This is a genomic window from Mycobacterium sp. NPDC050551, assembly GCF_040674075.1.
GTDB lineage: Bacteria > Actinomycetota > Actinomycetes > Mycobacteriales > Mycobacteriaceae > Mycobacterium.
In genome coordinates this window covers 318634-333829 of the sequence record NZ_JBFARC010000005.1, presented here as the reverse complement: position 1 = coordinate 333829, position 15196 = coordinate 318634, and the positions used below count along the sequence as shown (strand labels likewise).

The window sequence follows — 15196 nt, the reverse complement described above, 5'->3', positions numbered from 1 at the left end:
TGCTGGACGCTAGGTCTTTTCGCCGTTGCTCAGGTGCTCCACGCCGGCGTCGACCCAATCGACAGGCCGACCGGCACCGTTGCCGTGCCTGTTGCGCGTCGGCACGGCGGCCTCCGCGAGCCGACTCGTCGTCACGGACCTGGCGGCGGCGGCCTTCCGGTACTCCCATTGCTCGCGGTCACGGATGTAAAGCGGTGATACCGCCTTCAAACCCTCGAGTTCGAACGCCCCGTTCCGGAGGGTGAATCGCACGGTGCCGCTGACGCGCTGAGAACTCTCTTCGAGGAAGGATTGCAGTGCCCTGCGGAGGCCGCGGAACCACCGGCCCTCGACAGCCTCCATGATCAGGGCGTCGCCGAGTGTGCGCATCCACCGCAGCGTCTCGACGTCGACCGTCGCCGATGCGAGCTGTGTGAATCCCTCGAGGATGAGAGCCGCGGCGGGGGCCTCGCGAACTTCGAGTACCTTCTCGCCGCCTTCCAGATGCTCGAGGCTGGAGAATCGTCCGATGCCGTAACGACCGACCTTCGCGTTGATGCTCGCGATCAGATCGACGAGGTCGGTGAGGGGCTCGGCGTCCACCGAGACGAGACGTCCCCCGTCGAAGCCGAGCTCGATCACCCGGCTCGCGGTTTCCGATGCCACCGACCATTGATAGAGGTCCTGGCCGATGTCGAACGCTTCGGGATCGTCGAGGCTTCCGCTTTCGAATTCTCGGCACCACAGGTTGGTGTCGGTGCTCAGTAGTCGATTCGCGAAACCGGAGATGCCGAAGTTCTCCTGGAGTTCCAGGCGCTTGAAGTCGCGGGACAGGGCGTCGAACTCGTAGGGTGATCCGAAGTAGCCCTCGAATCCGAGATCACTGATGGCGCCGTTGAGCCTTCGCAAACTGTTCTGCGACTGATTGGCCGTGTGGAGCAGGCACTTGGCGCCGACCGATCGCGCGAGCTCCACGCCCACGCGGGCGATCAACGGTCGTGACAGCGATGCGCTGATCGGGTGCTGTCCGAGATATCTGCCGCCGGCGAGAATCGATGCGTGCACGAACTCCTCGGCGAATTCCTTGCGGTAGTCGAGGCGGGTGATGTGGACATCGAACCTGTCCGCGATGTCGGCGAACTGATCGATGTCGAAGTCGTCGCCGAGGTCGACGGACAGCGCGATGACGCGCACGTCGAACTTCGCCAGCTGCGCCAGGAGATACGCGCTGTCCAAGCCGCCCCCACACAGCGTCACGATGGTGTCGTTGGGGCGGCACAGTTCTTCGATGTCCGAGAATGAGCGGATCTTCATCTGTTTCATGTGGCCGGATCCCATGTTTCAGACTCGCGCGGTCGGGTCAGGGGTCACTGGTGTCAACCTCCCGTTGCCCGTGGGGTGTCGATCGTTCGACCGGAGCGTCCGAACAGTGGCTGATCGCGCCGGCCAGGACTGGGAGGGTTCGAATGCGACCATGGATTCGCATCCTCCCAACTCGGTCAGGCTAACACCCGGTCGCGGCGGCAGCAAAGAAAACCGCAATCAATTGCCCTTTCGCGCGATAAAGGTCGTGGGGTCCGGGGGACGGTGCCGCGCAGCGCCGCAGCGCCTCGGCGGGGCGCCCGTATCCGAGCCGCGGCCGAGCAGGCGGTTCTCGCCACGCGGAGGACCGGGCCGCGGTGTCCGGCCGCCCGGGCCGCGCACCGTCCGATACCGTCCTTTTCAAGTATTGCAGCGGTATTCGGGTGCCCCACCGGGTCGCGGACATCCGCCCGCAGCAGCTGTGCGGACATCATTGTTCAACCCTCAAGCATCCGCTCGTGACTACTCTGCGCCGGGCGCACGGACCGGTGCAGCGATCCCTCCTGCGCGCCGAAGCCGCCGAATTGCGCACGGGACAGCCATTCTGGTCACAGGCGATCCAGGTTCGGTCGTGGCAAATAACGCCGGATCGCTCGCCAGGCGGTCGCCCACGCGGAATTCTGGCCGCGAACCGGCACTGCTATTGCCGTTGTTTTGTGTCGAAGGACGGCAGCGGCGATCCATGATGGAGCACATGGATGCGACACACCACGACATCGTGAGCATGCCGAGAGGCGGGCCGGACGCCTCGTGGCTGGACCGGCGGCTGCAGACCGACCGGTTGGAGTATCTGGATCGCGACGACGTCGACGATCGGAAACGCAAGGTCATCGAGTCGCTCGACCGCACCGGACGGCGCCGCTTCAAGGGCAACTACGAGATGTGTGCCCAGGCGGTCCTGACCGAGGTGGCCACGATCGAATCGCCGAAGATCCTCGAACTCGGGTGCGGTCTCGGTGGGCTGTCGCGCAAGCTGCTGGAGATGCACCCGTCCGCCCAGCTGACGGTCACCGACGTCGATCCTGAATTCGTCACCGCCGTCGCCGCCGGAGACCTCGGCAGTCACCCCCGCGCCACTGTGCGGCAGATGGACGCCACCGCGATCGACGCTCCCGACGGGTCCTACGACCTCGCGGTGTTCGCGCTGTCCCTGCACCACCTACCGCCCGAACGGGCCGCCCAGGTCATCGCCGAGGGCACCCGGGCAGCGGACAAGTTGCTGATCATCGACCTCCGCAGATGGCGGGCACCGTTCCAACTGGCGCTGTTGGGGTTCACCGTCCCGCTCACCGGGCTGGTCCCGCCGCTACACGATGCGGTCATCAGCTCGCTGCGTGCCTACAGCCCGTCCGCGCTGCGTGCGCTCGCCGGGCATGCCGACCCGGCGATCACCGTCGAATTCCGCACCCGACCGCGGGGTGCGACGGCGATGGTCGCCGCCCGCGCCCGGTAGACCGCCGCACGGACCCACGGGTGACGTCAGCCGTCCGTCTCGGGGTGCAAGACGGAGTGCGTGACGTGTCCGCCCTCGTAGCGGAATTCATGTGCGGGCCGGCGCAGCGGTTCGACGGTGGTATCCGGGTGCACGAGCACCCCGCCGCCGGAGGGGATTCCGAGTCCAGGAGCGGCTCCCTCCAGCGACCGGACCGCGCGCGACAGTCGACGCCACCCGGTGTGCTCGTCATGTGTGTCGACGACGGCGGGAACGAGCGCGAACACATCGAGCAGGTCACCGGCGAGAGGATCGGATGTCTCGAGGAGACCGTAGCGCCCCAGTTGGACCGCCCCGGCTGAGATACCCACCAGGACGGCGCCTTTCGCATACCGGTGCAGGATCACGTCCTTCATTCCGGTTTTCTCGAAGGTGTTCCAGCCGAGACGCACGTCGCCGCCTGCGAGGACGATCAACTGGGCGCGTTGCAGAAACGCCCGGTCGTCCGGGGGGAACGACGCACCGATCATGCGGCGATCGGTGATCCCGATCGCGTCCACTGCCGCTTCGAAGATCTCGTAGAACTCCACGAGATCCCCATTGGAGGCGCCGATGTATGCGGCGCCGACCGTTGCGCCACAGCCGGATACGTCGAGGGCGGTGTCGACGAGCAGCCGGCCCCGCCGCTTCCAGAAAAGCAGCTGACTGTCCGCCAGCAGGTAGAGCGGCTGCCGTCGTGACGCCGGATCGGCCACCTGCTAAGCGCTGGGTACCACGAGTACCGGGCGGTGCGACGCCTGCAGTGCCGCCCGCGCGACGCTGCCGAGCAGCACCTGCCGGAAACCCGACCGGCCGCGCGAGCCGACCACCAGCACCGCGGCGTGACGGCGCGCCGCGACGTCGACGAGGACCTCCGCCGTCGCTCTGGCCGAGCCACCGCCCGGCTCGATCACCACACCGTCGGCCGCCGCGGTCTCGGCGTGGCCGTCCCCGACTACGACCGGGACGACCTCGCGGTCGGCGAAGATCCGCTGCGCGGCAACGACAGCGCTCTGCGCGCCGGTCGAGCCGTCCGTTCCGACGATCACCGGTCCGGCGGCCAGCGCCTCGTATTCGTCGGACAGCATGGGCGCCTGCGCGACCAGAGTGGGTCGCGACGCGTACTGCACCGCGATGTCCGACACCGAACCGAGGAGAGCCTGTGCGCCGCCGAGCCCACGGGAGCCGACCAGCACCACGTCGGCCGACACCTGCTCGGCGAGTTGCGCGAGCACCAGACCCTCGCCGCCCCAGGACCGTTTCACCAACGGCTCGGCGTCCAGGCCCGCGGCTCTCGCCAGCGTGGTGCCTGTGGCGGCCACCCGCTGCGCTTCGCGCTCGCCCTCGACCTCGGTGAGCTCGACGAGTTCACTCGCACTGCGTGCGCTGGCCCGCAGCCGTCGCCTGAGCGCATCGCTGGTGAACGGGGGAGTCCACAGGTGCGCCACCCAGGCGTGCGCGCCCGGGAGCAGCAGCCTCCCCACGTCGATCGCCGCCGTCGCAGCGGGTGAACCGTCGAATCCGATGATCACGCTGATCGGCATGCCAACCCCTTCCTCTTCGTCAGTCGAGTGGATCGCGAATGATGGGGCATGTCATACAGTGTCCACTGCCCCGGCCGCGCCCGAGTTCGGCGCCGACGATCGTGATCACCTCGATACCCTCCTGGCGCAGCAGCGAATTCGTGCGGGTGTTGCGGTCGTAGGCCACCACCACACCCGGTTCCATCGCCACCAGGTTGTTGCCACTGTCCCATTGCTGGCGCTCGGATTCGTAAGCGTTGCCGCCCGTTTCGACGACCCGTAACGTGCCGACGCCGAGGGCGTTCGCGACCACCTCCACGAACGGTTTCGATTCCTGGGTGACTTCGACACCGGGCGCGCGATCGCTCGGCCGGAGGGTGAACGGGTTGATCGCGTCGACGATGTGGGGGTAGACGGTCACCACATCGCGGTCGGCGAAGGTGAACACGGTGTCGAGGTGCATGGCCGCGCGCAGTTTGGGCATCCCGGCGACGATCACCTCGGTCACCGCCTCGTTCTCGAACAACGTGATGGCCACCTGGGTGATGGCCTGGCGCGATGTCCGTTCACTCATACCGATGAGCACCACGCCGTTCCCGGCGATCAACACGTCACCGCCCTCGATGGTGGCTTGGCCCCATGACTTCTCGGGATCGCCCCACCAGACCTTCGAGCCGACGAAGTCGGGGTGGAACCGGTAGATGGCCTTCATCAGCAGGGTCTCGTCATGGCGTGCCGGCCAGTAGAGCGGGTTGAGTGTCAGGCCGCCATAAATCCAGCAGGTGGTGTCGCGGGTGTATAGCGTGTTGGGCAGCGGAGGCATGAGGTACTCGTTCACACCGAGCGAGTCCCGGGCCAGCGCAAGGTATCCGGGCCGGAAATCGCCCGGGAGGTCAGCGGTCGACATTCCGCCGATCAGCAGTTCGGCCAGTCGGCGCGGCGGCAACGAGTCCAGGAACGCTCGCGTGTCGGCGACCAGGCCCGGGCCCACCTCGTTGGCCACGATCTTGCGGTCCAGCAGCCATTCCTTGGCCTCGGGGATCTGCACGGTCTCGGTGAGCAGGTTGTGCAGTTCCACCACCTCGATTCCCCGCGCCCGCATCTTGGCGACGAAGTCGAAGTGATCGCGCTGGGCGTTCTGGACCCACATCACGTCGTCGAACAGCAGATCGTCGCTGTTGGTCGGTGTGAGACGCTCGTGCGCCAGGCCCGGCGCACACACCAGAACCTTTCGCAGCGTACCCACTTCGGAATGGACGCCATAGGCGGCCGACGGCTGGGTCATGGACACGTGCCCTTCGTGGTCACAGGGCGATCGCCCCTGTCGCAAGCCCGACCGACGTAGTTGCCGAAATCCGCTTTGGCGTAGGCGAAGACGCCCGCGCCGATCATCGAGCCGACCACCATCGCGGTGAGCGTCGGCAGACTCACCTTCTTCTCGGACTGCTCCGAGGCGACGTCCGCTGTGGTCATGCCGAGGAACCCCCTCGTGCCCGACCCTAATCCGCGCAGCGTGGTGTGTCGTCGAATTCACGTGATCGGCAACGCGCCGCGCGTGAGCCTATTCGCCGAGCAGGAGCCGGCGGTGGCGGCGCCGTCCGTCGGCGTACTCCGGGCGGTCGCGGTAGATGATCGTGAGGGTGCCGGGCGTCTCCCGGTTGGGCTCCGGGTAGACGGCGAACACGTCCTCGGGCTGCAGGCCGACGATGCCGATGTAGTCGGCCACGAACCGGTCGAGATCCGCCTTCCACGCCTTGGGGGGCACCACCTCGACGTACGGCTTGACCGCGCCCGGCGCGTAATCGCCGTGGTGGGCCTGCCGCTTCTCGTCCTCGAGCAGTTGTTGGAGCTCCTGGCGGGAAAGCTGCGGATTCTCCTGCTGAAGTTGTTTCAATCGGCGGACGTCGTCGAGGAACCCCATGATCGCGACCGTAACACCGCCGATGCGGCGACCAAGATGGTTTACTTGTTTATCTTGCTTTGAGTACACTGAGCAGATGACCGTGAGAACCACACCGATCGACACTGCGGCGGCGAAAGCCCGCCGCAGGCGAGAGACGTCGTCATCGGTGAAGGTGCGCAAGCGTGCGGCGCCGTCCGTCGACGACGTCACCTCGGCGGTGCACACCGCGCTGGAGTCGGCGCCCGCCTCGGTGCGCACCGACTTCGTCGACGCCGTCGCCGATCGTGACGACGCCGGCCTCGACGACGCGCTCTGGGGCGCCGCCCCGTCGACCGACGACGTGCGGGCAGCGGCGCTGCAGGGGTTGAAGAACGACTTCCTCGCCCGCCGGGAACTCCTGGGTGCGTCGCTGTCGCGGCCGGAGGTCGCCGAGCTGTTGGGGGTCACACCGCAGGCCGTCCTCGATCGGTTGGCCGACGGCGATCTGGTCGGACTGAAGGACGGCCGGGAATGGCGAATCCCGATGTGGCAGATCAACGCCGGCGCCGAGCGCGGCTTCCTGCCCGGCATCGCGGCGGTCCGTGCGGTGTTCCCCGGCGGGCTCGTCGCATTGAGCAGATGGGTCACCACCCCGAACGCCGACCTCGGCGGCGCCGCTCCGGCCGACGCCCTCGCTGCCGGTCGGGTGCCGCAGGTCATCGCCGCGGCGGCAGCGACCACCGCCGCGGCGTGGTAGCCGAACTCGGCGAACCGCGACGGCCGCTGCACGGCGGCCGGATCTGGACCTGGCGCTGGCCCACCGCGCTGCCCAGGGCCGGCTGGGGCTGGTGCCGCGTCTACCACCGATCGGCGCACACCCCGGACGGGGTCACCCACCGCGGGTACGGGCCGCTGGCGCGCCTCGACCATCACACCCCTGCGCCGGATGCGCCGACGACGTGCCCCGACGGCCGTACCGTCCTCTACGTCGCGGGCAACCTCGCCACCGCGCTCGGCGAGGTCTTCGGCGACCTCGGTGAGGCGGCGATCTGCCCGGGATACCGCGTCGCGCTCGTCCGCCCCCGCTCCGAGATCATCACGCTCGACCTGCGCTCCGAGGGCGCCGCCATGCGCATCGGCGCGCTGCCGTCACTGGCCACCGGCGCCTATCCGCGGGCCCGCACGCAACGCTGGGCGCGGGCGATCTACGAGGATCAGCCGGCGCGCCGACCGGTGGACGGCGTGTACTACCACGCCGCGCACAGCAACGGCCGGTCGCTGGCCCTCTGGAACACCGACGCCGACGTGGCGGTGGTCGCCTCGGCGGACGGTGCGGCGCAGGACTTCTCGCTCGGCGACCCGCGGATGTGGCGGCGGGTCGTCGTGGCCGCGGGTGGGCTCGGCATGACCGCCGCCCGGGTGGACACGTGCCCGCGTTGCGGAACGTGAACGCTCGCCCCGGGCGTCAGCGCCCCGCGGGCACCGACGGCCACTTCGCGGGCACCGGCCGGGGACGGACCATCTGCGGCCACCAGAACCAGCGACCCATCAGCGCGGCGATCGAGGGTGTCATGAACGCCCGGATCACCAGGGTGTCGAACAGCAGGCCCATGCCGATGGTCGACCCGATCTGGGCGACCACCGTCATCTCACTGACCGCCATGCCCATCATCGTGAACGCGAACACCAGGCCCGCGGCGGTGACCACCGATCCGGTACCGCCCATGGCCCGGATGATGCCCGTGTTGATCCCGGCATGGATCTCCTCTTTCAGGCGCGCCACCAGCAGCAGGTTGTAGTCCGCGCCGACGGCCAGCAGCACGATCACCACCATGGCCATCACCATGAAATGCAGTTCGATGCCCAGGATGTGCTGCCACACCAGCACCGAGAGACCGAACGACGCGCCGAGGGAGAGCACCACCGTGCCGACGATGACGGCCGACGCGACGACGCTGCGGGTGATCAGCAGCATGATCGTGAAGATCAGCGTGAGCGCCGCGATGCCTGCGATCAGCAGGTCCCAGTCGTTGCCCTCCTGCATGTCCTTGAAGGCGGCGGCGGTGCCGGCCACGTAGATCCGGGAGCCCTCGAGCGGGGTGCCCTTGATGGCCTCCTTGGCGGCCTGCTTGATGTCGTCGATGCGATGGATGCCTTCGGCGCTGAGCGGGTCGCCCTCGTGATTGATCATGAACCGGACGGCCTTGCCGTTCGGCGAGATGAAGCTCTCCATGCCCCGCTTGAAGTCCTCGTTCTCGAAGATCTCCGGCGGCACATAGAAGGTGTCGTCGTTCATCGCGTCGTTGAACGCGTCACCCATGGCGGACTGATTGGCCTCCATCGCGGCCTGCTGGTCGAGCTGACCCGCCTGGGTGGCGTGCATGGTCAGCATCATCGTCTTCATGTTCTTCATCGTCTGGACGGTCTGCGGCATCAGCGTGAGCATCTGCGGCATCAGCGAATTCAGCCGCTGCAGATCCGGCACCAGGCTCTGGAACTGGTCGGTCATCGTGTTTATGCCGTCAAGGGCGTTGAACAGTGACCGCAAGGTGTGGCAGACCGGGATGTTGTAGCAGTGCGGTTCCCAGTGGAAGTAGTTGCGGATCGGCCGGAAGAAGTCGTCGAAATTCGCGATGCCGTCCCGCAGTTCGGCGAGGTGTTCGGCCGTGATGACCGTCTTGCCGACCATGCTGTCGGTGGTGGCGCTCATCTCCTCCATCAGCGCGATCATCCGGTTCATCGTGGCGATCTGCCGGTCCATCGCGTCGGCCTGCAGCAGCATGTCGTCCATGCGGGCCTCGAGATACCCGCGGTTCATCGCGTTGAACGTGCTGCTCATGCTGAGCTGGGCCGGGATCGTGCTGTTCTCGATGGGCTTTCCGTCGGGCCGGGTGATCGCCTGGACGCGCCCGATCCCGGGAACCCGGTAGATCGCCTTGGCGATCTTGTCGATCACCAGGAAGTCCGCCGGGTTGCGCAGGTCGCGGTCGGTCTCGACCAACAGCAGTTCCGGGTTCATCCGCGCGGCGTCGAAATGCCGTTCCGCGGCGGCGAATCCCTCGTTGGCGGGCAGGTCGGCCGGCAGGTAGTTGCGGTCGTTGTAGTTGCTCTTGTAGCCCGGCAGGGTGAGCAGGCCGATCAGCGACAGCGCGATCGTGGCGAGCAGCACCGGTCCGGGCCACCGCACGATCACCGCGCCCAGCCGGCGCCAGCTGCGGATCCGCATGGCGCGCTTGGGTTCCAGCAACCCGAACCGACTGGCCACCGTCACCATCGCCGGCCCGAGTGTCAGCGCCACCAGAACGGCGATGGTCATGCCGACCGCCAGCGGGACACCGAGGGTCTGGAAGTACGGCAGCCGGGTGAACGACAGGCAGAACGTCGCGCCCGCGATCGTCATGCCCGAGCCGAGCACCACGTGAGCGGTGCCGTGGAACATCGTGTAGTAGGCCGACTCCCGGTCCTCGCCGTTGGTGCGCGCCTCCTGATAGCGGCCGATCAGGAAGATCGCGTAGTCGGTGGCGGCGGCGATGGCCAGGGCGACGAGCAGCTGGGTCGCGAACGTCGAGAGTCCGATGATGTCGTGGTAGCCGAGGAAGGCCACCACGCCGCGGGCCGCCGTCAGGCCCAGCATCACCATCACCAGTGTCAGCAGCACCGTGGCGACCGATCGGTACACCAGCACCAGCATCGAGATGATGATCGCGAAGGTGACCAGTTCGATGGTCCGGACGCTGCGGTCACCGGCGATCTGCTGATCGGCGGCGAGCGCCGAGCCACCGGTGACGTAGACCTTCACCCCCGGCGGAGGGGACAGGTCGCCCACGATGTTCTTGACGGCCAGCACCGATTCGTTGGCCAGCGACTCACCCATGTTGCCTGCGAGGTACACCTGCACGTAGGCGGCCCGGCCGTCGGTGCTCTGCGCGCCCGCCTCCGTCAGCGGGTCACCCCAGAAGTCCTGAACGTGTTCGACGTGGGTGGTGTCGGCCTCGAGCCGGTCGATCATCTCGTTGTAGAACCGATGCGCGTCGTCGCCCAGGCGTTCGTCGCCCTCGAGCACGATCATCGCCGAGCTGTCGGACGTGAACTCCTCGAACACCTCACCGATGCGGGTGGTGGCGATCACCGAGGGCGCGTCGTCGGGGCTCATGGACACCGACCGCATCTGGCCGACGACCTCGAGCTGCGGCACGGTGGCGTTGAGCACCGCGACCAGCAGGATCCAGCCGACGATGATGGGAATCGCCAGCCGGCGGATCGCCTTGGGCAGCGCGCCCCGCCGTTGCTGCTCGGGAGTGTGGATCGGCTGTGTTGTCGGTGTGCTCACCGGGACGTCATCCGGGCGGCGGAGGAACCGCAGCAGCGCCCGGCCTCAACGTGCGAGTTGGGCACCTTGGTCAAGCTCCTTCAAGACGGCGTTCTGTCCGCCCGTTCTTACCAGATGCGGCTGCCTGTCGGGGGTGCTCCTGCTACCGCCTGAGAGCGTTCACAGCGGCGGTTGTGCACGGTCGGACAGCGAGTCGAGGAGCTGGACGGCGACGGTGTGCAACCGCACGTTGTCACGCTGCGAGCGGGCCTTCAGGACCTCGAACGCCTCGTCCGCCGAACACCCCTGCAGAGCCCGGATCACCCCTTTGGCCTGATCGATCTCGGAACGCGAAATCAAAGCCCGCTCGAGCTGGCTGACCGACTCCCGGCAGCCCTGCCACCGGCGTGCGTTGGCGATGGCGGCGCCCGCGGCCACCGTGAACAGCTGCATGATCTTCTCGTCGAACGGGTCGAACGGGTCGAACGCCGATGCCGTGCGGCTGTAGATGTTCAGCGAGCCGACCAGCTCACCTTCGCCGCCCTCCTGGGTCGGCGCGATGATCAGCGGGACGGAAAGGGTGGCCAGCACCCCCTCTTGTCGCGCTGCGTCGGCGAACTCCGGCCACGACTCCTGGTCCAGGTCCAGCGTGGTGCGGACCGCGCTGCGGGAATGCGCCGCCGCCAGACAAGGCCCGCGGTCCGACCGGTACTGCGCGAGGTCGAGTTGCAGCACCCGGTCCTCGGTGCACGCCGCGGTGCGGGCCTTCGTGTCGGACAGCACAGTGATCGAGATCGCATCGGCGTCCGGGATCGCCCTGGCCGCGGTCTCGGCGACCCGCAGCAGCGCGTCGTCGAGCGGTTCCTCCGCGGCGAACAGGGAAAACAACGACTCGACCGCGTCGGTGGTCGACGCGATTCGGTCCAACTGGTCAGGACGGTCACTACCCATCGAGAATGCCCCTTGACTGCAAGCCTTTACGCTGAGACTACAAACGGTGATTCGGTGTCTGCACACATTTTGCGCGTCCCGGCCATCGGTCACCGAATCGCCACAGACTGGACTGAAACAGCCGATGCGGCCCACACGCGTCACGGGCGCGTTAATTCTCCGTGCAACCCGGGAACACACCTCGGGACCGCTCGTTGAGTTGGACGGTGGTGGGCTCTCGATCCAGATCAACGAAAGGACTGTGGAATGGCATCCCCGCACGGCGGCGCGCGTCTCGGTACCCGCTTCGGGCCCTACGAGCTGCGATCGCTGATCGGGGTGGGGGGTATGGGCGAGGTGTACCGCGCCTTCGACACCCACCGCGAGCGCATGGTGGCGGTCAAGCTGCTGCGCCCCGAGGTGGCCGCCGACCCGAACTTCCAGGAGCGGTTCCGGCGAGAGTCGCGGGTGGCCGCACGCCTGCAGGAGCCGCATGTCATCCCGGTGCACGACTTCGGTGCCATCGACGGCGTGCTCTACATCGACATGCGACTGGTGGACGGCGCGAGCCTCAAGGACGTGCTGCGCGCCGAGGGACCGCTCGAGCCGGGGCGGGCCGCGTCGATCATCGCGCAGGTCGGGGCGGCGCTCGACGCGGCGCACGCCGGCGGGCTGGTGCACCGCGACATCAAACCCGAGAACGTCCTGCTCACCGCCGACGATTTCGCCTACCTCGTGGACTTCGGCATCGCCCACGCCGATGAGGACGCGAGCGTGACGAGAACCGGGATGGTGATCGGGTCGTGTGCGTACATGGCCGCCGAGCGCTTCAGCGGCGGGCCGGTCGGGCCGCCGTCGGACGTCTACGCGTTGACATGCCTGCTCTACGAGTGCCTCACCGGCAGGCCCCCGTTCGAGGCCGGTGACCTGCGACAGCTGATGAGCGCACACATGTTCGCGCCGCCGCCACGGCCCAGCGCGGCGCGCGCCGGCGTGTCGCGGGCCTTCGACGACGTCATCGCCCGTGGCATGGCCAAGCAACCCGGCGCGCGGTACCCCTCGGCGGGCGAGCTGGCCAGGGCCGCCACCGCGGCCGCCGCGTCGTCGCAGGTGGCCCCCGCCGCCGACGTACGCCCTCCCACCGACACCCGCCAGTTCTCGGCGATGTACCCGAATCCGGCCGCCACCGGCTACACGCCGTATCCGCCGCCGGTGCAGCGTGCCGCGCCGCAGGCGGCCGGGCGTGCGCGATTCGGCAGGACGCAGGTGGCGCTGATCGCGGCGACCGTCGTGCTGCTCGGGGTCGCCGCGGTGCTGGGCGCACTGCTGGTGTCCGGCGGCGACGCAGGCAGCCCGGCGCGCACCCCACTGGCGGTGCCGCCGGCGACGACCACCGCCGAGGCCACGGAGCCCACCAGCACCGAGACGACGTCGAGCACGACCAGCGCGACGACCACCACCTCGACGACCCCGTCCAGCACGACGAGCACCACGGCGGGCGCCGTCAGCATGGCCGGCGCCGACACACAGGGCTTCATCGGTCATTCGGCGCGATGCGACAACGGCGACAAGGCCGCGGCGATGGTCCGGACGGCGAACTCGCTCGCGGTCGTCTGCGGCGATGGACCGAGCGGCTACTACTACCGCGGGGAGCGGCTGAGCGACGGCGCCGACCTCCAACTCGCCAACGCGGTGCCGGCGGGCGGCGGATTCGATGCCGTCAACCCCGCCGACGGCGCCCGTTACGAGGTGCGGCCCGACCGGCTGACCATCTACGGCAGCGGCGGTGTCGACTCCACGGAGCCGGCGCTGCAGTACGCCACGCAGTAGTCACGGGCGTGTAACGGTTCGCACCGGCGCGCGATGTACGAGATGAGATCGATTGATCACCACGTCGTGGCGGCTGCTGGTACCAGGCCAGTGTCGGGGGAGACGGCTGCGCCCTGACGTCAGAGGAGTCGACCCGTAATGGGTGGTGCACCGGTGAACCCGAGAACTGCTGCGGCGGCGTTGGCATCGGGGGTGGTGATCTCGCTGACCGCGCTGTCCGGCGGCGCCGCCCCGGCGCTGGCCAAACCCGACAAGGACCCGGTCGGGCCGACCGAGACGGTGCTGCCGTCGCCGCCCGAAGCCGGATCCGAGCCCGAGGTCCGGCAGCGGCCGGCGGAGCGCAAAGCCGCTGCGCCGGAGTCACTTCCGCCCGTGCAGGCGCCACCGGTCGTCGAGCCCGAGCCCGTCGTCGAGGCGCCGGTGAAGCGCGAGCCGGTCGTCGAGGCGCCGCCCGTCGTCGAGGCGCCCCCGGTCGTTCAGGCTCCGCCGGTCGTCGAGGCGCCACCGGTCGTGAAGGCCCCTCCGGTGAAGAAGGCGCCGCCGGTGGCCGAAGGGCCTGCGGTCGCCGAGCCGCCTCGCGCCGAGAAGCCGCTGCCCGCAGCAACTCCGGCACCCGTCGAGCGGCCGGCACCCGTACGGGAACCGGTGCAGGTCGCCGAGCCCACGCGGGTCGAAGCGCCCGAGTCCGCCGCAAAGCCCGAGCAGGCGCAGGAGCCTGCTGCCGGCGCGCCGAGGCCCACCCCGGCGCCGACGCCGGACGAGGCCACGCCGGAGGCTCCGGCGGACCCCGCCCAGTCGCCGAAGGCGGACCTCCCGGATACGGCGGAGTCGCGGAAGACGGCGGAGGCCCCGGACGCGAAGTCCCCCGACGCCGGGTCGCCGGCCGACGCGCCGGAGCCCGCGCAGGCGATCCGCGAGGTCCGGCCGCAGACCCTGCTCGCCCCCGCGGAGGACGTGCAGGTCGCCCGCCGTGCGGAACCCGTTGTGCAGAAGGTGGTCGAGGCTCCGAGGCAGGAGCTGGACACGCTGTCGAGGGCGATCTTCTCGTCCGATCGGCGGGACCGTGACCGCGACGACTGGAACAGGGACCAGTGGGACTGGGACAAGGACCGGTGGGACAAGGACCGGTGGGACAAGGACCGCTGGGTCAAGGACCGGTGGGACCGCGACCGGGACCGCGGCTGGGACCGCAAGGTGCGGCAGTGGAACCGCGACTGGGTGGAGTACGACCGCTACTACCGGCCCACCTTCTTCAACCCGTACCGCAACCCGGTGCGCATCGTCTACGTGTACCTCAACCGGCCGCGCATCGTGTACATCCCGCCGCTGGCGCGAATCGTGCTGGAGGCGGCAGAGTTCGCCGCGTACAGCTTCACCGCGGTGGTGCTCGGCGCTGCCGACACCGCGGTCGACGTCGCGGTCGGCACGTTCTTCGGCGGCGGGTACGTACCCCGGCCCGGCCTGCCGTTGCCGCAGCCCCCGCGACTGGTGCGCTACGACAACGTGCCCGTGCAGGTGCGCTACCCGCAGGCCGTCTATCAGCCGTTCCGCGTCAACCGCATCGTCGACATGGGTGAGGACGCCCGCTTCGGCGAGCGCAGGGTGCTGCTCGACGGGGCGACGCCGGCCTGGGGGGAGTGGGTCCAGAATCCCAACGGTGAGCGGCAGTTCGAGGTGCACCGCACCCAGCAGTTCCCCGGTCTGGACGAACCGCAGGCCGTGCCGCTGCCCGGCGACTATCCGCTGCGCCTGGCCGCCGACGAGTCCGCGGCGCCCGACCGCACCCAGATGGCGCTCTACGCGGCGGCCGGGGCGGTGGCGGCGCTGGGCTTCGGCGCCCTCGGGCTCGCGGTGTTCCTGGGCCGCCGCAGACCCGAGTGACGCGGGTGATCGGGCCGGGGCCCGGACGC

Annotated in this window: 13 protein-coding genes; 5 read left to right on the top strand and 8 right to left on the bottom strand. The window is 68.8% G+C overall.

Going from position 1 to position 15196, the window contains the following annotated elements; translation table 11 throughout:
• Positions 1–9: 9 nt before the first annotated feature.
• Positions 10–1293, bottom strand: coding sequence for an argininosuccinate synthase-related protein (locus AB0K11_RS21470; RefSeq protein ID WP_364981436.1), 1284 nt, complete (start codon positions 1291–1293; stop codon positions 10–12).
• Between the two features lie 733 nt (positions 1294–2026).
• On the opposite strand from AB0K11_RS21470, the gene AB0K11_RS21465 reads away from it, so the two are divergent.
• Complete coding sequence (locus tag AB0K11_RS21465; protein WP_364981882.1) at positions 2027–2794, top strand: class I SAM-dependent methyltransferase; 768 nt, start codon at positions 2027–2029, stop codon at positions 2792–2794.
• Positions 2795–2820: 26 nt separating this feature from the next.
• Here the strand turns inward: AB0K11_RS21465 and AB0K11_RS21460 are convergent, their stop codons facing one another.
• The 5 genes from AB0K11_RS21460 to AB0K11_RS21440 all read right to left on the bottom strand — a co-directional run bounded on the left by AB0K11_RS21460 (position 2821) and on the right by AB0K11_RS21440 (position 6256).
• Positions 2821–3528 carry a Type 1 glutamine amidotransferase-like domain-containing protein gene (locus tag AB0K11_RS21460; protein WP_364981433.1) on the bottom strand — a complete coding sequence of 236 codons (708 nt, stop codon included), beginning with the start codon at positions 3526–3528 and terminating at the stop codon, positions 2821–2823.
• Between the two features lie 3 nt (positions 3529–3531).
• The gene (locus tag AB0K11_RS21455; RefSeq protein ID WP_364981430.1) at positions 3532–4356 is read right to left on the bottom strand and encodes a universal stress protein; all 825 of its coding nucleotides are present in this window, start codon (positions 4354–4356) and stop codon (positions 3532–3534) included.
• 19 nt (positions 4357–4375) lie between these two features.
• On the bottom strand, positions 4376–5620 hold the full coding sequence (gene arcA / locus AB0K11_RS21450; RefSeq protein ID WP_364981427.1) for an arginine deiminase: 1245 nt from the start codon (positions 5618–5620) through the stop codon (positions 4376–4378).
• On the bottom strand, positions 5617–5808 hold the full coding sequence (locus AB0K11_RS21445) for a hypothetical protein (protein WP_364981424.1): 192 nt from the start codon (positions 5806–5808) through the stop codon (positions 5617–5619). The genes arcA and AB0K11_RS21445 overlap by 4 nt, the downstream gene beginning before the upstream one ends.
• Positions 5809–5896: 88 nt before the next feature.
• Complete coding sequence (locus tag AB0K11_RS21440) at positions 5897–6256, bottom strand: hypothetical protein (protein ID WP_364981421.1); 360 nt, start codon at positions 6254–6256, stop codon at positions 5897–5899.
• Between the two features lie 76 nt (positions 6257–6332).
• Between AB0K11_RS21440 and AB0K11_RS21435 the strand changes: the two genes are divergently transcribed.
• Positions 6333–6974, top strand: coding sequence for a helix-turn-helix domain-containing protein (locus AB0K11_RS21435; RefSeq protein ID WP_364981418.1), 642 nt, complete (start codon positions 6333–6335; stop codon positions 6972–6974).
• The gene (locus AB0K11_RS21430) at positions 6968–7666 is read left to right on the top strand and encodes an RES domain-containing protein (protein WP_364981415.1); all 699 of its coding nucleotides are present in this window, start codon (positions 6968–6970) and stop codon (positions 7664–7666) included. The genes AB0K11_RS21435 and AB0K11_RS21430 overlap by 7 nt, the downstream gene beginning before the upstream one ends.
• A gap of 16 nt (positions 7667–7682) precedes the next feature.
• Here the strand turns inward: AB0K11_RS21430 and AB0K11_RS21425 are convergent, their stop codons facing one another.
• Positions 7683–10523 (bottom strand): MMPL family transporter, encoded by a 2841-nt coding sequence (locus AB0K11_RS21425; RefSeq protein WP_364981879.1) that lies wholly within the window; start codon positions 10521–10523, stop codon positions 7683–7685.
• 183 nt (positions 10524–10706) lie between these two features.
• Positions 10707–11477 carry a GAF and ANTAR domain-containing protein gene (locus AB0K11_RS21420; protein ID WP_364981412.1) on the bottom strand — a complete coding sequence of 257 codons (771 nt, stop codon included), beginning with the start codon at positions 11475–11477 and terminating at the stop codon, positions 10707–10709.
• A 246-nt stretch (positions 11478–11723) separates the two neighbouring features.
• Between AB0K11_RS21420 and AB0K11_RS21415 the strand changes: the two genes are divergently transcribed.
• Both AB0K11_RS21415 and AB0K11_RS21410 read left to right on the top strand, forming a co-directional pair.
• Positions 11724–13286, top strand: a complete 1563-nt coding sequence (locus tag AB0K11_RS21415) for a protein kinase (RefSeq protein WP_364981409.1) — start codon at positions 11724–11726, stop codon at positions 13284–13286.
• Between the two features lie 153 nt (positions 13287–13439).
• Positions 13440–15167 (top strand): hypothetical protein, encoded by a 1728-nt coding sequence (locus tag AB0K11_RS21410; protein WP_364981406.1) that lies wholly within the window; start codon positions 13440–13442, stop codon positions 15165–15167.
• The last annotated feature ends 29 nt before the right edge of the window (positions 15168–15196 follow it).